Origin of the sequence: Mycobacterium sp., from assembly GCF_035623875.1 — a bacterium.
GTDB lineage: Bacteria > Actinomycetota > Actinomycetes > Mycobacteriales > Mycobacteriaceae > Mycobacterium.
Genome location: NZ_DASPSP010000122.1, coordinates 1 through 16,861 on the forward strand (window position 1 = coordinate 1; position 16,861 = coordinate 16,861).

General features: G+C 65.8%; 18 protein-coding genes, 1 tRNA gene and 2 pseudogenes. 12 read left to right on the forward strand and 9 right to left on the reverse strand.

The window, feature by feature from the left end; translation table 11 throughout:
- The 3 genes from VEI45_RS09865 to VEI45_RS09875 all read left to right on the forward strand — a co-directional run.
- The coding region (locus tag VEI45_RS09865) for a nuclear transport factor 2 family protein (RefSeq protein ID WP_324852601.1) at positions 1-408 on the forward strand (408 nt) is incomplete at its 5' end.
- A 13-nt stretch (positions 409-421) separates the two neighbouring features.
- Positions 422-787, forward strand: coding sequence for a VOC family protein (locus VEI45_RS09870; protein WP_324852603.1), 366 nt, complete (start codon positions 422-424; stop codon positions 785-787).
- A gap of 3 nt (positions 788-790) precedes the next feature.
- A complete protein-coding gene (locus tag VEI45_RS09875; protein WP_324852605.1) occupies positions 791-1,207 on the forward strand; it encodes a nuclear transport factor 2 family protein in 417 nt (138 codons plus the stop codon).
- Between the two features lie 220 nt (positions 1,208-1,427).
- Here VEI45_RS09875 and VEI45_RS09880 read toward each other — a convergent pair whose 3' ends face one another.
- Positions 1,428-2,282 carry a methyltransferase domain-containing protein gene (locus tag VEI45_RS09880; RefSeq protein WP_324852608.1) on the reverse strand — a complete coding sequence of 285 codons (855 nt, stop codon included), beginning with the start codon at positions 2,280-2,282 and terminating at the stop codon, positions 1,428-1,430.
- A gap of 920 nt (positions 2,283-3,202) precedes the next feature.
- Here VEI45_RS09880 and VEI45_RS09885 point away from each other — a divergent pair.
- Positions 3,203-3,532: a hypothetical protein gene (locus VEI45_RS09885; RefSeq protein ID WP_324852610.1), complete on the forward strand. Its 330-nt coding sequence runs from the start codon at positions 3,203-3,205 to the stop codon at positions 3,530-3,532.
- Positions 3,533-3,887: 355 nt separating this feature from the next.
- Positions 3,888-4,091: pseudogene (locus VEI45_RS09890) on the forward strand (site-specific integrase); the annotation flags it as partial.
- A 12-nt stretch (positions 4,092-4,103) separates the two neighbouring features.
- Here the strand turns inward: VEI45_RS09890 and VEI45_RS09895 are convergent.
- Positions 4,104-4,189, reverse strand: a tRNA-Tyr gene (locus VEI45_RS09895).
- Positions 4,190-4,271: 82 nt separating this feature from the next.
- Here VEI45_RS09895 and VEI45_RS09900 point away from each other — a divergent pair.
- The 4 genes from VEI45_RS09900 to VEI45_RS09915 all read left to right on the forward strand — a co-directional run bounded on the left by VEI45_RS09900 (position 4,272) and on the right by VEI45_RS09915 (position 7,766).
- Complete coding sequence (locus tag VEI45_RS09900; RefSeq protein WP_324852612.1) at positions 4,272-4,763, forward strand: YajQ family cyclic di-GMP-binding protein; 492 nt, start codon at positions 4,272-4,274, stop codon at positions 4,761-4,763.
- Between the two features lie 53 nt (positions 4,764-4,816).
- Positions 4,817-6,304, forward strand: coding sequence for an NAD(P)/FAD-dependent oxidoreductase (locus VEI45_RS09905; protein ID WP_324852614.1), 1,488 nt, complete (start codon positions 4,817-4,819; stop codon positions 6,302-6,304).
- A gap of 83 nt (positions 6,305-6,387) precedes the next feature.
- Positions 6,388-6,696 (forward strand): hypothetical protein, encoded by a 309-nt coding sequence (locus VEI45_RS09910; protein WP_324852616.1) that lies wholly within the window; start codon positions 6,388-6,390, stop codon positions 6,694-6,696.
- A 44-nt stretch (positions 6,697-6,740) separates the two neighbouring features.
- Positions 6,741-7,766, forward strand: a complete 1,026-nt coding sequence (locus VEI45_RS09915) for an NAD(P)H-dependent glycerol-3-phosphate dehydrogenase (protein ID WP_324852618.1) — start codon at positions 6,741-6,743, stop codon at positions 7,764-7,766.
- 69 nt (positions 7,767-7,835) lie between these two features.
- Here VEI45_RS09915 and VEI45_RS09920 read toward each other — a convergent pair whose 3' ends face one another.
- The 3 genes from VEI45_RS09920 to grcC1 all read right to left on the reverse strand — a co-directional run bounded on the left by VEI45_RS09920 (position 7,836) and on the right by grcC1 (position 10,218).
- On the reverse strand, positions 7,836-8,180 hold the full coding sequence (locus VEI45_RS09920; protein WP_324852620.1) for a type II toxin-antitoxin system HicB family antitoxin: 345 nt from the start codon (positions 8,178-8,180) through the stop codon (positions 7,836-7,838).
- A gap of 78 nt (positions 8,181-8,258) precedes the next feature.
- The gene (gene htpX, locus VEI45_RS09925; RefSeq protein WP_324852622.1) at positions 8,259-9,122 is read right to left on the reverse strand and encodes a zinc metalloprotease HtpX; all 864 of its coding nucleotides are present in this window, start codon (positions 9,120-9,122) and stop codon (positions 8,259-8,261) included.
- A 70-nt stretch (positions 9,123-9,192) separates the two neighbouring features.
- Positions 9,193-10,218 carry a nonaprenyl/(2E,6E)-farnesyl/geranylgeranyl diphosphat synthase gene (gene grcC1 / locus VEI45_RS09930; protein ID WP_324852624.1) on the reverse strand — a complete coding sequence of 342 codons (1,026 nt, stop codon included), beginning with the start codon at positions 10,216-10,218 and terminating at the stop codon, positions 9,193-9,195.
- A gap of 21 nt (positions 10,219-10,239) precedes the next feature.
- Here grcC1 and menJ point away from each other — a divergent pair, with 21 nt between their 5' ends.
- Positions 10,240-11,460, forward strand: coding sequence for a menaquinone reductase (menJ, locus tag VEI45_RS09935; RefSeq protein WP_414687440.1), 1,221 nt, complete (start codon positions 10,240-10,242; stop codon positions 11,458-11,460).
- Here the strand turns inward: menJ and VEI45_RS09940 are convergent.
- The gene (locus VEI45_RS09940; RefSeq protein ID WP_324852628.1) at positions 11,453-12,145 is read right to left on the reverse strand and encodes a demethylmenaquinone methyltransferase; all 693 of its coding nucleotides are present in this window, start codon (positions 12,143-12,145) and stop codon (positions 11,453-11,455) included. The two genes, menJ and VEI45_RS09940, sit on opposite strands and share 8 nt — an antisense overlap.
- Positions 12,146-12,196: 51 nt before the next feature.
- Between VEI45_RS09940 and VEI45_RS09945 the strand changes: the two are divergent.
- A pseudogene (locus VEI45_RS09945) lies at positions 12,197-12,835 on the forward strand (SDR family NAD(P)-dependent oxidoreductase); the annotation flags it as partial.
- Between the two features lies 1 nt (position 12,836).
- Here the strand turns inward: VEI45_RS09945 and VEI45_RS09950 are convergent.
- Positions 12,837-13,964, reverse strand: a complete 1,128-nt coding sequence (locus VEI45_RS09950) for a glycosyltransferase family 1 protein (RefSeq protein WP_324852630.1) — start codon at positions 13,962-13,964, stop codon at positions 12,837-12,839.
- Between the two features lie 85 nt (positions 13,965-14,049).
- Here VEI45_RS09950 and VEI45_RS09955 point away from each other — a divergent pair, with 85 nt between their 5' ends.
- Positions 14,050-14,682 (forward strand): DsbA family protein, encoded by a 633-nt coding sequence (locus VEI45_RS09955; RefSeq protein WP_324852632.1) that lies wholly within the window; start codon positions 14,050-14,052, stop codon positions 14,680-14,682.
- Here the strand turns inward: VEI45_RS09955 and VEI45_RS09960 are convergent.
- Entirely contained in the window at positions 14,646-15,149 is a 504-nt protein-coding gene (locus tag VEI45_RS09960) for a hypothetical protein (protein ID WP_414687441.1), read from the reverse strand. The two genes, VEI45_RS09955 and VEI45_RS09960, sit on opposite strands and share 37 nt — an antisense overlap.
- A gap of 44 nt (positions 15,150-15,193) precedes the next feature.
- Positions 15,194-16,852 (reverse strand): 2-succinyl-5-enolpyruvyl-6-hydroxy-3-cyclohexene-1-carboxylic-acid synthase, encoded by a 1,659-nt coding sequence (gene menD, locus VEI45_RS09965; RefSeq protein WP_324852633.1) that lies wholly within the window; start codon positions 16,850-16,852, stop codon positions 15,194-15,196.
- Positions 16,853-16,861 lie beyond the last annotated feature (9 nt).

Here is a 16,861-nt window from a genome sequence, read left to right on the forward strand (position 1 = left end):
ACCCTCGCGCGATACAACTGGGCCGGTGACGCGGGCCGACTCGACGAACTTGCCGAGACCTTCTGTGCCGACGGTGTACTCGAGATACGCGGCGCCGAACCCCTGCGCGGCCGATCCGAGATCGTCGCATTCCTCGGCGGGATCACCGGGAAGGTCGCCGCAAGCGCAGACGTCAAGCCGATCGTCCGGCACAACGTCGCCAACGTGCTGTTCACCAACATGACTCGCGACCATGCGCAAGTCTCGTGCTACTTCACCGTCGTCACTCATATGGGGCTCGACCACATCGGCCGCTATCGCGACACCTTTGTGCCCGACGACAACACCTGGCTGATCAAGCATCGCAAGGTGTCGACCGACTGGGCAGCCCCAGACTCAGCGATGGCTCGTAGGTCGCCCGGCCGCTGAGTATCCTTACTCGATGGGGCACAAGGCAACAGTGGAACTGGTGCTGGACTGTGCAGAGCCACAGACGCTCGCTACGTTCTGGCGCGAGGCGCTCGAATATCGCGAGTACTACACGGACGTGAAGCTGGCTGTGCTCGTTCCCAAAGAAGGCATCGCTTCACCGCTTCTCCTTCAGGGGGTACCAGAACCCAAAGCGGGCAAGAATCGCATGCACCTCGACATCGTGGTCGACGACATCGAGGCCGAGGTCCACCGACTGCAGGCACTCGGCGCTCATCGCATCGACGAAGGCGTGCAGAGCTTCGGAGGAACCCGATGGGTAAGGATGTCGGATCCCGAGCAGAACGAGTTCTGCGTTTCTACCGGTGTGGAGTGGTAAGGCTTGACCGCGCAAGGCATTTCGGAGGACGCGCTACTTGCTCAGGAGGCGTGCTTCGCGCGGGCATTCGCGGATGGCGATCCGGCAGTCGCGCGTGACCTCTATCAGCCCGACGTGGTGTACGTGAGCCCGACGGTACGTCTCTTCGGTTGGCCGGCGCAGATCGATGGCATCGAGCGCACACTCGAGTTCGTCGCACTCACCATCCGTGACTGCGCCGCCATTCGCTACGAGGCGGTGGAGCACGCCATCACGCCCGATGCGGACGCGGCGTTCGTGCGCGTGCAGTTCGACTGGACCCAGGGTGCGGAACGCCTGCGCTCGACGTACGTGGTGATGTACCGCTATCGCGACGGCCGGATCGCCCGCCAGGAGCTGTATTACGACCCGAGCGGCGCGGTGGAACACCGCCCCCGCTGAGCCTTGGTGGCAGGTCCAGGATTCGAACCTGGGTAGGCGTAAGCCGACGGATTTATGTCCGCACTTCTGAGCGTTTGCATGCGTTGGCATGCGATGGCGCATCAGTCAAAACAGCATTTCAACAGGCATTACGGAATATTTTGCGTGGCCTGGCACTCTGCGGGTCGAGTCCCGCGCGATTGGTGGTACTCGAGGCCTCGGCGGAGTAGGGCGTTAGCCGTTAGCCACCATGCCCTGGACGCCTGCCCCAGCAGGCGTGCAACAGTTCCCTCAGCACCCAGGTCGATGGGTCCGCAAAAGTGGCCACGATCCGCTCGTGCTCACGCTGCTGGACCTCGCTCGTCGCGCCCCCGCCAAGTGTGTTCATGACCTCCAGGGTCTCGACAAACCACCGCCCCCAAGGGGAACCTCCACGAACCACTTCGGTGGAGGCCTCGTGTCGAATCTCCTCCAGACCGCAGCGCTCAAACAGCGCTGGCAGCTTCCGCCCGAACACCGGATCGTAGCCGCGTGAAATCCACCAGTCACCGTTCCGCCACGCGTCGTGGTAGACCTGATAACTCGGATGCGCGGGATCAACTGACCCAGGTGTGCCCCAGTCAGCGTCCTCGTCGATCAGCCAGCCACCCGGACGTAGGCACTGCGCCATTCGCGCTATCGCCTCCTCCTGGCGGCCGACGAGGTGAAACAACAACAGGCGCGAGCACACAACGTCAAACGAGCCAGGACCCAGGAGTTCAAGCGGGTCCTCGAGGATGTTGTGTTGCACCACCTCAAGGTTCGGCAGATCCAACCGTTCGAGGTAGCCGACGTCGACGTCGGTGGCCACCACGTGGCCGGAAGGGCCGACCCGCTGAGCCAGCCAGACCGCCATCGACCCACGGCCCGCACCGACCTCAAGACAACGCCAGCCGGGCTGAACCATGTCCCGACGCCGTCGCGATAGCGGGTCGAAGATCTGCTCGAGGAGCGCGAGCCGAGCTTCCTCGGCAACCTCGCGGCCAGCAGCAGCGAGGCGATACCCGATAGTATGTTGCGCCGCCTGCCTGCTGGCGTGCTGATCAGCTCCAACCACGTGGCCTCCCGGGTCGAGTCACCGTGAAGCTAGGTTCCGAACGCTGGATGCGGTGATCGTACTCGCTGCAGTTTCCTGCCATGGCGGTTTCAAAGCGGCGCGTGACCGGAGTCAGCCTTACCGGGCTCGTCCAGAGTTCGTTCGCAAGGGCAAGACGATGGCTGCTGCCGCATTTCGCCCAAGACAAGACATCGAGCAGCGGTTCCACCGTAGCCCAGAAGCGACGTGGCAGCATGGGCGCATACAACTACTCCAGTCTGCACGCAGTAGCGGCTTGGGCAATGGCATAAAGAATTCGTCAAGCATTCGCAATTGCCGAACATGGGGGTTGACCTCCCTCGAGCGGGGAGGCAGCATTTCTTTGTAAGCACTTCGTTAGGTAAGACGCCTGCACGGACAGAGGGGTGCTCGCCGGTTTCGGCTGCGACAGTTCCTCCCTGTGTGCTTGCGACCAGACGCCCGCGCGCGTCCCGGCTGTGAGGAGGTGGGGATCGACAATGACTTCGGGTGATAGTCCGTATCCGAGTCCGAATTTGCCCCTACTCGGTCGCGGCCCAGCATTCACCGTCACATTATGAATTCACGCTGCTCTTAAACCCTCGACTGGGGCGCCTTTTTCCGGTCGACTAATAGTGCACGCCCAATTCCGGTGTGGACGGACATTTGTTATGGTTCGCGGCCTTTCCCCGGGAGGACGCCATGACCATTTACGCATTTATTCACCGTTTCGATCACGCTGGCAGGTCGACTGAGTCCCCAACCTCAGGTGGGGGGCGTGCGCGTCGGTTCGTTGCCCGACACCGCCTCACCGACGAGGAGCGCAAGAACCTGCGCGACTACTACCGCCGCAACCGCGTGCAGTCACCGGCGATCATGATCGCCGCCCTCGGCGGCCATGTTCGACGCGAAAGGAGGCAGCGATGACACCCACTGTGACTTGGGGGACCGGTTCGTCCGCGCGCGCGTGGAGCCTGCGCCTTCCCGGCATCGCCGCCCTGGCGCAGTCGCTGCCGGTCCTTGCCGATGTCAGCATGTCGACCCCGGCCACGGTCAAGCGGGTCCTGGGAATGGCTGAGCCGGTTCTCATGTTCGCTGCCGAGGCGGCCGGAGCGGGGGTTCCTGAGCTGCTGTTGGTGGTTGCTGCAGTGCAAGTCGCCAAGCACATGTTGTCTCAGGCCTGCCCCGCAGAACCCCAACCGTCGCCCACCTCGTCTTTGGACGTCACCGGCGCGACCCTACGCACGGCCTGACCATGTCCACCACTTGGCATCGTCGCCGCCTCTGGGGGCGGTCGCGCCCACCGGTGGGACCGCTAGTTCCGATACCGGTGTCCCGCAATGAGTCTGGGCGATCGTGCTCACGGCCGGGTCCTTATGTGTGTCTGCGCGTGCTGACCGTGCGAGCGATGCTGCGCGACGGCATGGACCCGGCGGCGGTCACAGCTGTCACCGGTGTGCCGCGGGTATTGGTCGATGTGATCCTCGCCGAGGATCTCAACCGGCACTAGCGGAGCACCCCCGACACTTCCGCAAAAAACAACCAGCAACGTGGCTATGTTGTGGCGGTTGCCTCCGAGTTGGCGGCCCGTGAACAAAGCCACCGCGCGCCTCGCTGGCGATCAGTGCCGGGGCCAACGTGGTGCAGAAGCTCCTCGGACACAAGACGGCGGTGCTGACGCTGGACCGCTACGGGCATCTTTTCCCGGACGACCTCGACGCCGTGGCGACCGCTTTCGACGCCGCCGCGCAATCTGCAGTGGACCAGCTGCGGACTGGCCGACTTCTCAAAATCGCCAGCTCCCCCGAATAAGGCGGCTGATCTTGGTGGCAGGTCCAGGATTCGAACCTGGGTAGGCGTAAGCCGACGGATTTACAGTCCGCTCCCATTGGCCGCTCGGGCAACCTGCCTGTGTGGTACGGGTAGCAAGAGTACAACGAGGATGTACCGGGGACGCAAACGGCCAACCTCGACAGGAAGGGGACGGATCCAATGGCGGATTCATCGTTCGACGTCGTCAGCAAGATCGATCGCCAGGAGGTCGACAACGCCCTCAACCAGGCCGCCAAGGAACTGGCCACCCGGTTCGACTTCCGCGGCACCGACACCAAGATCGCCTGGAAGGGCGAGGAGGCGGTCGAGCTGACCAGCTCGACCGAGGAGCGCGTCAAGGCCGCCGTCGACGTCTTCAAGGAGAAGCTGATCCGCCGCGACGTCAGCCTCAAATCCTTCGACGCCGGCGAGCCGCAGGCCTCCGGCAAGACCTACAAGGTCACCGGCACCCTCAAACAGGGCATCAGCAGCGAAAACGCCAAGAAGATCACCAAGCTGATCCGCGATGAGGGCCCCAAGACCGTCAAGACCCAGATCCAGGGCGACGAGGTCCGCGTCACCAGCAAAAAGCGCGACGACCTGCAAGCCGTCATCGCGATGCTCAAGAAGGCCGACCTCGACGTCGCGCTGCAGTTCGTCAACTACCGATAGGTGCCTAATCTGGTGATCAGCACCACACCGCCGCGGGAGAAGCGAGGTTCGCAATGAGCGTGACGCCACCGGACGTGGAAGAGGTTGACGTCATCATCGTCGGCGCCGGCTTCTCCGGACTGGGCGCGGCCTACCGCATCACCGAGCGCAACCCCGAGACCCGCTACGTCATCTTGGAGCGGCGCGATCAGATCGGCGGCACCTGGGACCTGTTCCGCTACCCGGGCGTCCGCTCCGACAGCAGCATCTTCACCTTGTGCTTTCCGTGGGAGCCGTGGACCCGGAAAGAAGGGGTGGCCGACGGGGAGCACATCCGCGAATACCTGACGGCCACCGCGCACAAGCACGGCATCGACCGCCACATCCGGTTCAACAGCTACGTTCGCTCGGCGGACTGGGATTCCTCGACCGACACCTGGACGGTCACTGCCGAACAGGACGGCGCAGAGAAGGTCTACCGCGGACGCTTCGTGTTTTTCGGGTCTGGCTATTACAACTACGACGAGGGCTACACCCCGGACTTCCCGGGCATCGAAGAGTTCGGCGGCACCGTCGTTCATCCGCAGTATTGGCCGGAAGACCTCGACTACGCCGCCAAGAAGATGGTGGTCATCGGCAGTGGCGCCACCGCGATGTCGCTGATCCCGTCGCTGGCCGAAAAGGCGTCCAAGGTCACCATGCTGCAGCGCTCGCCGACCTATTTATTTTCGGGGTCCAAGTACAGCCCGTCAGCGGATTGGCTGCGAAAAGTGTTGCCGGGCAAGGTTGCTCACTCGATCATCCGGCAACGCAATGCGCTGCTCGAGGGCATGATCTGGTTCTTGGCGCGCAAGACACCGGGCTTCTTCAAATGGTTGATCCGCCGCATAGCGATCAGGAACTTGCCCGAGGGCTACGACGTCGCCACCCATTTCAAGCCACGCTACAACCCGTGGGATCAACGGCTGTGCCTGATCCCCGACGCCGACCTGTACGTCGCGATCGGTGAGGGCCGGGCCGAAGTGGTCACCGACGACATCGACCACTTCGATTCCACCGGAATCGTTTTGAAGTCCGGCAAGCATCTCGACGCCGACATCATCGTCACCGCCACCGGCCTGCAACTGCAGGCGCTCGGCGGCGTCGCCGTGTCCGTCGACGGCGGCGAGATCAAGCCGCAGGACCGCTTCGTCTACAAGGCCCACATGTTGGAGGATGTGCCGAACCTGTTCTGGTGCGTCGGGTACACCAACGCCTCGTGGACGCTACGCGCCGACATCACCGCCCGTGCGACAGCAAAGCTGCTGGCGCACATGAAATCTCACGGCTACACGCACGCCTATCCGCATCTCGACGGTCAGCCGATGCCGGAAAAACCGTCGTGGGACATCCAGGCCGGCTACGTGCTGCGCTCGCCGCACGCGCTACCAAAATCCGGCACCAAACGGCCGTGGAACGTTCGGCAGAACTACTTCGCTGACGCCATCGACTACCGGTTCGACCGGATCGAAGAGGCCATGGTGTTCGGTCGCGCGGACGAAAAGGCGGCGCAGACCGGATAGCGGCTCCGGCCCGTCTTTCGAAAATCGGTGGCACGCCGACAAGCAGAGTGGCGGCGGCGGACTCGCCGGAGCATTATTGAGCCATGCTAATCACACGGAATTTCGTCACATCGGTGGTCGTGGCGGGAGCGGCTGCTGGAGCGATTGCCGCCGCATCGGTAGCCGTCGTGAGCACGACTACGCCGACCACGGCAACGAGTCACGTTGTTCTTGCCGACCCCTCGAGTGGTAGCGGCGGTCCCGACGGTCAGGGTGGCGGCGGGGGCTGCGGCAGTGGTCCCGGCTGGAATGGCTGCGGTGGCTGGAACCCCTTCCAGGGTGGAACTGTCAACGCGTGCTCCAACGGCGTCTGTGGCGGCTGGGACGGCCAACGCGGCTGGGGCCACTTCTAGCCAACCTCCGGTAAAGAACGGGCGACGGCAATACGCTGATCGCCATGGCAGTTGCTATGCGCGAACCGAACGTCGTCGTTTTTGGTGGCGGTTCCTGGGGCACCACAGTCGCTTCTATCTGCGCGCGCCGCGGACCGACGCTGCAATGGGTGCGCTCGGAAGAGACCGCCAACGACATCAACGAGAACCACCGCAACACCCGCTATCTGGGCAACGACGCCGTCCTCAGCGAAAGCCTGCGCGCCACCACCGACTTCGCCGAGGCCGCCAGGTGCGCCGACGTCGTTGTGATGGGGGTGCCGTCGCACGGGTTCCGCGGCGTGCTCACTGAGCTGGCGAGCGAGTTGCGGCCATGGGTGCCGGTGGTGTCTTTGGTCAAGGGACTCGAACAGGGCACCAACATGCGGATGTCGCAGATCGTCGACGAGGTGCTGCCCGGCCACCCCGCCGGCATCCTGGCCGGTCCCAACATCGCCCGCGAGGTCGGCGAAGGCTACGCGGCCGCGGCGGTGCTGGCGATGCCCGACCAACACCTCGCCGCCCGACTCGCACAGCTGTTCCGCACCAGGCGTTTTCGCGTGTACACCACCGACGACGTGGTCGGCGTGGAGATGGCCGGCGCATTGAAGAACGTCTATGCGATCGCGGTCGGGATGGGCTACTCGCTGGGCATCGGCGAGAACACCCGCGCGATGGTGATGGCCCGCGCGGTGCGCGAGATGTCAAAGCTGGGCGAGGCGATGGGTGGGCAACGCGACACCTTCGCCGGAGTAGCCGGCATGGGCGACCTGATCGTCACCTGCACCAGCCAGCGCAGCCGCAACCGCCACGTCGGTGAGCAACTTGGCGCGGGCAAACCCATCGACGAGATCATCTCGTCGATGAACCAAGTCGCCGAGGGCGTCAAGGCCGCCAGCGTGATCATGGAGTTCGCCGACAAGTACGGGTTGAACATGCCGCTCGCGCGCGAAGTCGACGCCGTGATCAACCACGGCGCGACCGTCGACGACGCCTACCGCGGCTTGGCAGCCGACACACCCGGACACGAGGTATATGGCGCGGGGTTCTGAGCACACCTGCCACAGCTGTAACGAGAGCTGGGGATGCACCTTGTTTCGGAAACGATGGCGAATGCGATATCACAGGTCGAAAAGACCAGTTGGCGGACGGTCAGCTAACTTCTGCACCACCCATTGATTCATCGACACGTTCTGTTCGGCGGCTTCGACGGCGAGGCGCGCATGCAGCGCCGGCGACGTCCTGACGACGAACTTGCCGCTGTATTTTCGTTCGGTTAGCGGGACCCGCGGCTCTTCGTCAGCCGCCTCGCACTCGGCGATGTACTCGTCGACGGCTTGCTCGACGTCCGCAATCGCTTGCTGCAGAGTCGGCGCCCACCGCGACATCCAGGACAATTCAATGCATCGGCCAACGTATTCGCCGTACTCACCGCACCATTCGGCGCGGTACGTGTAGTGATTCACGTGCGCGTGATATCACATGCGCGGTCGACTTGGAATGGTCAGCTGTGGAGACTCCTGAGGCTGCCGAGTCTTGTGGTACTAGCGTCCGGCCATTTCCTCGAGCCGGCGAATCCGGTCGGCGATCGGCGGGTGCGTCGAGAACAGCGAACCGATTCGCTCGCCGTTGCGGAACGGGTTGGCGATCATCAGGTGCGCCTGGGCGGCCAGCTGCGGCTCAGGCGGCAGCGGGGCGGCCTGCACGCCACCGGAGATCTTGCGCAGCGCCGAGGCCAACGCCAACGGGTCGCCGGTCAGCAACGCACCCGATTCGTCGGCTTGATACTCCCGCGAACGCGACACAGCCATCCGCACTACGGTCGCCGCGATCGGGCCCAGCATCGAAACCAGCAGCAGCGCAAAGGGATTCGCGCCATCTCGGTTGTTACCACCGAACATGCCGGCGAACATCGCCATGTTGGCCAATGCAGTGATCACCGACGCCAGCGCGCCGGCCACACACGAGATCAGGATGTCGCGGTTGTAGACGTGCGAAAGCTCGTGACCCAGCACCGCACGCAGCTCACGCTCGTCGAGGATGTTGAGAATCCCGGTGGTGCAGCACACCGCAGCGTTGCGCGGGTTGCGGCCGGTGGCGAACGCGTTGGGCGCGGCGGTGTCGCTGATGTACAGCCGCGGCATCGGCTGGTGCGCCGCGGTGGCAAGCTCACGCACGATCCGGTAGATCACCGGCTCCTGCACTTCCGACACCGGCTGCGCATGCATCGCCCGCAGCGCCAGTTTGTCGCTGTTGAAATACGTGTAGACGTTCATGCCGATGGCGAACAGCACAGCAATCCACAACGCCGTCCTGCCGAACAGCGCGCCGACGAACACGATCAGCGCCGACATGCCCACCAGCAACGCGAACGTCTTGAACGTGTTGTGATGCGGATGCCAGGTCATCAGTTTCCTCCTAGAAAAACCTGGTACTCGTTCATTAAACGCTCACGACGGGCCATCGGGTTCCTGAAACCTAGCCGTGTCGGTGGATCGTGTAGTCGACCAGGGTGACCAGCGCCTGCCGACCAGGACCGTCGGGCAGCCCCGCCAACTCTTCGCGCGCCTGCGCCGCGTATCGCGCCAAGGTGTCCTTGGCCTTGGCCATGCCTGCCGAGGACCGCAACAGCCTCAATGCCTCGGCCACCCGCTCGTCGTCGTCGATCGGCCCGACCAGCAGTTCGCGCAGTCGGTCCGCCTCCGGCCCGCTTTCGTGCAACGAGTAGAGCACCGGCAACGTGTGGACACCTTCACGCAGGTCAGTGCCGGGCAGCTTGCCGGACTCGTCCGGGTCGCTGTCGATGTCGATGATGTCGTCGGAGATCTGGAACACCGTGCCGACGATGCTGCCCAGGCGGCTGAGCCGCTGGATTTGATCCTCATCGGCACCGGAGAACATCGCGCCGAACTGGCCTGCCGCGCCGATCAGACAGGCCGTCTTCTCATGCACCACCTTCAGGTAGTGCTCGATCGGATCGGCTCCATTGGCGGCTCCTTCTAAGCCCCGGGTTTCGCGCATCTGGCCGGTCACCAGCTGGGCGAATGTCTCCGCGATGATCCGCACCGCGTTGGGGCCCAGCCTTGACACCAGCCGGGAGGCCGTCGCGAACAGGTAGTCGCCGGCCAGAATCGCAACATTGTTGCCCCACCGCACGTTGGCGCTGGGTGCTCCGCGGCGCACCTCGGCCTCGTCCATCACATCGTCGTGGTAGAGCGTGGCCAGATGCACCAGCTCGATCACTGCGCCGGCGATCGTCACCTCACCGGCGTCCGGCTGCGGGCCCAGCTGCGCGGATAGCACCGTGAACAGCGGGCGGAACCGTTTGCCGCCGGCCTCGAACAGGTGCAGCACCGCCTCCGTCATCAGGTCGTCGGAGCCGCGCAGCTCGGTCTCCATGAGTTGCTCGATGCGAGCCACCCCGTCGCGCACATTGGTCGCGAAGGCAGCGTCGCCGAAGTCGCTGAGATCTAAGCCTGCCACCACCGTCGTCGGAGTCCTCACCCGACCAACATACTGGTGAACATGCACTCCCATGCCGACGTGGTGGTGGTGGGCGCCGGACCGGCCGGGTCGGCGGCTGCCGCCTGGGCCGCCCGGGCGGGCCGCGACGTGCTCGTCATCGACGCGGCGAACTTTCCCCGCGACAAGGCCTGCGGTGATGGGTTGACGCCGCGCGCGGTCGCCGAGCTGGAACGGCTGGGGCTGGGCGAATGGCTGGATGCCCGAATCCGGCATCGGGGCTTGAGGATGAGCGGATTCGACGGCGAGGTGGAAGTGGCATGGCCCGGCCCGTCGTTCCCGTCCACCGGCAGCGCGGTGGCCCGCGTCGAGCTGGACGACCGGATCCGCAAAGTCGCCGAGGACGCTGGCGCGCGGATGCGCCTAGGCGTGAAAGCTGTTGGTGTTCATTATGATTCGCCGGGTCGGGTGGTGTCGGTGGCGCTGGCCGACGGGACAGAAGTCGGTTGCCGCGAGCTGATTGTCGCCGACGGCGCCCGCTCGACCCTGGGCCGCGTTCTGGGCCGGCGATGGCATCAGGACACGGTGTACGGCATCGCCGCCCGCGCATACCTGACCACGCCGCGCAGCGACGAGCCGTGGCTGACCTCACACCTGGAACTACGCTCCCCCGACGGCGCGGTGCTGCCCGGCTACGGCTGGATCTTCCCGCTGGGCAACGGCGAGGTGAACATCGGCGTGGGCGCGCTGTCGACCTCCAAGCGACCGGCCGAGCTGGCGCTGCGGCCGCTGATGTCGTATTACACCGACCTGCGCCGCGACGAGTGGGGGTTCACCGGCCAACCGCGTGCGGTTTCCTCGGCGCTGCTACCGATGGGCGGGGCGGTGTCGGGGGTGGCTGGGCGGAACTGGATGCTGATCGGCGACGCCGCCGCCTGCGTCAACCCGCTGAACGGCGAGGGCATCGACTACGGGCTGGAAACCGGTCGGCTCGCCGTCGAGGTGCTCGGCTCGGGCGACCTGTCGAAGATCTGGCCGCAGACGCTGCAATCCCATTACGGGCGCGGGTTTTCGGTGGCGCGCCGGCTGGCATTGTTGCTGACGTTCCCGCGGTTCTTGCCCGCGACCGGTCCGACCGCCATGCGCTCGACGGCGTTGATGGGCATCGCGGTGCGGGTGATGGGCAACCTGGTCACCGACGACGACGCCGACTGGGTGGCACGGGTATGGCGCGGCGGCGGACTGGCCTCGCGGCTGATCGATCGTCGAAAACCGTTCAGCTGAGCGGCTTGTAGGCGGCGTGCAGCGCGACGATGCCGCCGGTCAGGTTGCGCCACCGCACCGCCGACCATCCGGCTTTCGAGATCTGATGCGCCAGCGCCGCCTGGTCGGGCCAGGCCCGAATCGACTCGGCCAGGTAGACATACGCCTCCGGATTGCTCGACACGGCCCGCGCCACCCGCGGCAGTGCCTGCATCAAATACTCCTTGTAGGCCGTGGCGAACAGCGGGTTGGTGGGCGTGGAGAATTCGCACACCACTAACCGCCCGCCGGGCCGGGTGACCCGAGCCATCTCGCGCAGCGCTGCGTCGCGGTCGGCGACGTTACGCAAACCGAAACTGATGGTGACGGCGTCGAACACGCTGTCGCCGAACGGCAATCGGGTGGCGTCACCGGCGACCTTCGGCACGATGCGCGCGCGCCCGGCGGCCAGCATCCCGATCGAAAAGTCCGTCGCCACGCACCACGCCCCGGAACTGGCCAGCTCGACCGTCGACACCGCGGTACCCGCGGCCAGATCCAGCACCTTCTCGCCCGACCCGATGTCCAGCGCCAACCGGGTGGCACGACGCCAGTACCGGTCCTGGCCCAGCGACAGCACGGTGTTGGTCAGGTCGTAGCGCCGGGCGACGCCGTCGAACATCGACGCCACCTCGCGAGGATCCTTGTCCAGGGTCGCGCGGCTCACGCTGTCGACACTAACGGGCCAATCGTGGCGATCCGGGAATGGGGCGTCGACGCGGACTTCGCTGCGGTCAAGCAGGCCCACAATCACTTCGGCCGGCTGGACATCGTCGTCAACAACGCCGGCTACGGCCAGTTCGGCTTCGTCGAAGAATTGTCCGAGCAAGACGCACGCGATCAGATCGAAACCAACGTGTTCGGTGCGCTGTGGATCACCCAGGCCGCACTGCCGTACCTGCGCGAGCAGCGCAGCGGGCACATCATCCAGGTCTCCTCGATCGGCGGCATCACCGCGTTTCCGAACGTCGGCATCTACCACGCGTCGAAGTGGGCGCTGGAGGGCTTCTCCCAGGCGCTGGCCCAAGAGGTGGCTTCGTTCGGCATTCATGTCACGTTGATCGAACCGGCCGGTTACGACACCGACTGGTCCGGTTCGTCGTCCAGGCGTGCCGATCCGCTGCCCGCCTACGCCGACGTGCATGCGGCGACCGAAGCGGTACGCCAGCAACGGCGGTCCGCGCCGGGCAATCCGAAAGCTTCCGCGGCGGCGCTGCTGAAAGTTGTTGACGCCGAAGAGCCGCCGCTACCGGTGTTCTTCGGCGAGGCACCGCTTGGGCTGGCGCGCGAAGACTACGAAAACCGGTTGCGCACTTGGGAGCAGTGGCAGCCCGTTGCGAAGTTAGCGCAGGGCTAGCTTAGGCCGCCACTGCGCGGCGGTTGCCCAGTACCGCCTCGTAGTGACCAAGCAACTCGTCGCAGATGACCGGCCAGGTGCGGGCGAGTACGCTGCGCCGGGCTGCCAGCGCGTAGCGCTCGCGTTCCGCGACCAGGTGCGCGACGGCCTCGGGTAGCCGCGCCTCGAACTCGTTGACTCCCAACAGCAGTCCGGTACGCCATGGGGTGACGAGATCGCGTGGACCGCCGGCGTCGGGGGCGATCACTGGCAGCCCCGACGCCAGCGCTTCCTGCACGACTTGGCAAAACGTCTCGTGCTCACCGGCGTGCACGAAGACATCCATGCTGGCATACGCTTCGGCAAGCTCCTCGCCGTACAGCGCTCCGGTGAAAACTGCTGTCGGCATTGCCGATTGCAGCTTGGCACGATCGACCCCGTTACCGACAATGACCACCTGCACAGTGCCGCTGGCAGCCAACCCGATCAGCCGCTCGACATGCTTCTCCGGCGCGAGCCGACCGACAAACCCGACAATCGGCTTGCCATCCGGCGACCAGTGCTGCCGGAGAGTCTCGCTGCGAGCGGACGGTGCGTAGCCGAGTACGTCGACCCCGCGCGCCCAGTGGTGCACCCGCGGAATACCTTGAGCGGTAAGAGATTCCATTGTCGCGCTGGACGGCGCCAGGGTACGGTCGGCCAGGCGGTGCAGGTGGCGGAACCACGCCCACGCTGCCCGCGCGGTGATCCCGATCCCGTAGCTCTCCGCGAAACCCGGTACGTCGGTTTGGTATACCGCGACCGTTGGCACCCCGAGGCGACGCGCCGCTCGCAGCCCGCCGTAGCCGAGCAGCGCCGGCGACGCCAAATGCACTACGTCGGGATCGAATCCGCGCAGCACGCTCATCAGCCGGGGCGTGGGCACGCCCAGCGGCAGGGTGGTCACCTTCGGAAACATCCGCGACGGCGTCCGGTGCACCCGAATACCATCGTGGATCCGATCGGCCGGCGGCTGTCCCGGCGGGGTGTCGGGTGCGATGACTAGAGCTTCGTTGCCGGTGCGGCGCAGGTGCTCGAGTATCCGAACCACCGAGTTGCTGACGCCGTTGACGTGCGGGAGAAAGGACTCCGCGACAATCGCTACGCGCACACCATCACGGTGGCAGCGTCGCCTGTCGATATGGTTACCGACGGGCATACGTCATGCGAACTCTGACGCAAAGGGGAGTTGGACAATGTGCTCCTGCCTGCGATTATTGGCGGCCACCGCGCTGTGGTCGGTGCTTTTCGGCGCCGGGACCGCGCACGCCGACGTGCCACGCACCCCGGACGGCAACGGGGTGATGGTTGGGTCCAACGACGCTCCAGCGCAGTTGGAGATCTTCTGCGAACCGCAGTGCCCGCACTGCGCGCAGTTGGAGTCGACCTACGGCGACCGGGTTGCCGGCGATCTGGCCAGCGGCCGACTCGCCGTTACGTATCGATGGCTGACTTTCCTCGACGACAAGCGTCACAACGACGTTTCCGCCCGGATCGCCAATGCGCTGTTTGTGGCGGCCGACCCGACAACCTCGGCGACCGCGTATCAGGCTTTCGTGCAAGATCTCTACCGCCACCAGAGTTCCGACGGCCCGAACAACAGCGATATCGCGGCGATGGCTCGGGAAAGCGGGATACCCGAGGCGGTGGCCGACCGGATCGCAGCCGGTGATCACGCGGTGGACACCGCCGCGGTCAGCGACGCCAACCGCGCATGTCTCAATGAGGTGAACCCGGCAAACCCCGGCACCCCAACGGTTTACGACCTGAGGGCCAACAGGCTCGTCGATCTTCAGGACCCGGCCTGGCTTGACGACTTGTCCAGCTGACGGTCCAGCCGCTTGTCCGCCAACACCAGACCGGCCAGGGCAGCCGCGGCGACCAGCCAGCCGACCACCGCGATGGATCCGGCCGGGATGATGGCCAGCTTGGCGTTGCGGTGCTGCACGCGTACCAGGTTCGGGTTGAGTTTGTCGTATTCGACGTAAATCCGCATCCCCGTTGCTAATTCGGACGGATAGAGCACACCGAGCTCCGGACGGTAGATGACCCGGTCCGGCGTGACGAACTCGATGGTGGAGCGCCGCGGACCGGCGCTGAGCACCTCGGCCTCCGCCACTCCCATATTGCGTTGAATGGCAATGTCGTTGCGCCACGCGCCGACCACCAGCAGCAACGACTGCAGCGTAACCAGGCCGGTCAGGATCAGCACGCCGATCCGTGCCCAGCGCACCACGCGATGCCCCCGGGTGTCGGGGAGGTCGCCGCTGCAACCGTGAATGAGGATGCGCACCACGGCTTTCAGCGATGCAAGGGCCGTCACCGCGCTGGCAGGAATTTTCACAGGGCGGCCTTGATGGCGGCGTGCAGCTGCCGCAGCGAGGATCGGTCGGCTTTGACCTCGAGCACCCGCATGCCGGTACCAGGTTCGTCGAGGACCGCGCCGAGTTGATCGACCTCGATCTGCCGGCTGTCGACGTGGTAGGCGCGACACAGCGCGCCGACATCCACGTCGTGCGGGGTGCCGAACACCCGGGAGGAAACGTCGGAGAATCGCGGGTCGCCCTGCTCGAGCAGTTCGAAGATGCCGCCGCCGTTGTCGTTGGACACCACGATGGTGAGTTGCGCTGGTACCGGCTCGGTCGGCCCGATCAGCAATCCGGAGCTGTCGTGGACGAAGGTCAGATCACCGATCAGCGCAATAGTGCGAGGGACGATGTCGCCGCCTGCGCGGCTCTGGCTACCCGTCTGCTCATGGGCAAGCGCCGCCCCGATCGCGGTGGACACCGTGCCGTCGATGCCAGCAACCCCGCGATTGGAGCGCACCTTGATGCCGTGCGGATTTAGGCCCACCAGCGCGGCGTCGCGCACCGGGTTGGACGCACCGAGCACCAGTTGGTCACCGGGGCGCAGCGCGTCGGCGACGGCGGCGGCCACGTGCAGGCCGGTGGTCAGCGGGTGGGCCTTGAGCTGGCCGCGCACCGCGGTGATCGCGTGCCGGTTGACTTCGGCGCAGCGGCGCAGCCAGGCCGGGTTCGGCTCACCGGTGGTGACCGCCCGGGTCCCGGTGGCCTGGGAATTGCCCGACACGTCGGGCCAGCGCGGGCCGGTGGTCAGCGCGGAGACCGGCACCGACGGGTCGGCCAGCAGCGCCGACACCGGCCGGTGCAGGGTCGGGCGCCCCAGCATGATCACCTGCTGCGGGCGCAGCAGCGGCAACGCCAGCGGGTGCAGCGGATTGGCCGCCGGCGGCGCGGTCGGCTCGGCGACGGTCGGCAACACGGCCAGTTCAGGTTGCTCGCCGGCGCCGTGGCCGGCGATGACAACGGTGTCCAGGCTCAGGTCGATGTCCAGCGGCTGGTCGAAGCTGACCTGCGGGGAGTAGGTCCATGGTTTGCCGCCCGGGCGTCCTTGCGGCGTATGGCCGGGATCAGGGTCGGGTACCAGCGGCTCGCGCAGCGGGATGTCGAATTGCACCGGCCCGGCGTTGGCGCTGCGAGCACCGGTAGCGGCCGACAGCACCCGGCAGGTGGCCGACCGCCAGGTCGCGTTGAACGCGTCCATCCGCTCCGGCGCGTCCTCGGCCAGCCCGAGGCTGATCGTGGCGCGGACCTGGGTGCCGAAGTAGCCCAGCTGCTCCATGGTCTGGTTGGCGCCGGTGCCGAGCAGCTCGTAGGGCCGGTTGGCCGACAACACGATCAGCGGCACCCGCGCGTAGTTGGCCTCCACCACGGCCGGACCCAGGTTGGCCACCGCAGTGCCCGACGTCATCGCGACGCAGACCGGTGCGCCCGCGGCGATCGCCAGCCCAATCGCCAGATATCCGGCGGTCCGCTCGTCGATGCGCACGTGCAGCCGGATCCGGCCGGCCCGGTCGGCGTCTTGCAGCGCAAACGCCAGCGGGGCGTTGCGTGAGCCCGGGCACAACACCACATCGCGGACACCGCCGCGGATCAGTTCGTCGACGACGACGCGAGCCTGAGCCGTCGAGGGATTCACCAGTACAGC

Bases quoted from the DNA above. Each gene is read 5' to 3' on its own strand.
- VEI45_RS09870 (WP_324852603.1), top strand. From the start codon at position 422: ATGGGGCACAAGGCAACAGTGGAACTGGTGCTGGACTGTGCAGAGCCA.
- VEI45_RS09885 (WP_324852610.1), top strand. From the start codon at position 3,203: ATGACACCCACTGTGACTTGGGGGACCGGTTCGTCCGCGCGCGCGTGG.
- VEI45_RS09900 (WP_324852612.1), top strand. From the start codon at position 4,272: ATGGCGGATTCATCGTTCGACGTCGTCAGCAAGATCGATCGCCAGGAG.
- VEI45_RS09905 (WP_324852614.1), top strand. From the start codon at position 4,817: ATGAGCGTGACGCCACCGGACGTGGAAGAGGTTGACGTCATCATCGTC.
- VEI45_RS09910 (WP_324852616.1), top strand. From the start codon at position 6,388: ATGCTAATCACACGGAATTTCGTCACATCGGTGGTCGTGGCGGGAGCG.
- VEI45_RS09915 (WP_324852618.1), top strand. From the start codon at position 6,741: ATGGCAGTTGCTATGCGCGAACCGAACGTCGTCGTTTTTGGTGGCGGT.
- htpX (WP_324852622.1), bottom strand. From the start codon at position 9,122: ATGACCTGGCATCCGCATCACAACACGTTCAAGACGTTCGCGTTGCTG.
- menJ (WP_414687440.1), top strand. From the start codon at position 10,240: ATGCACTCCCATGCCGACGTGGTGGTGGTGGGCGCCGGACCGGCCGGG.
- VEI45_RS09955 (WP_324852632.1), top strand. From the start codon at position 14,050: ATGTGCTCCTGCCTGCGATTATTGGCGGCCACCGCGCTGTGGTCGGTG.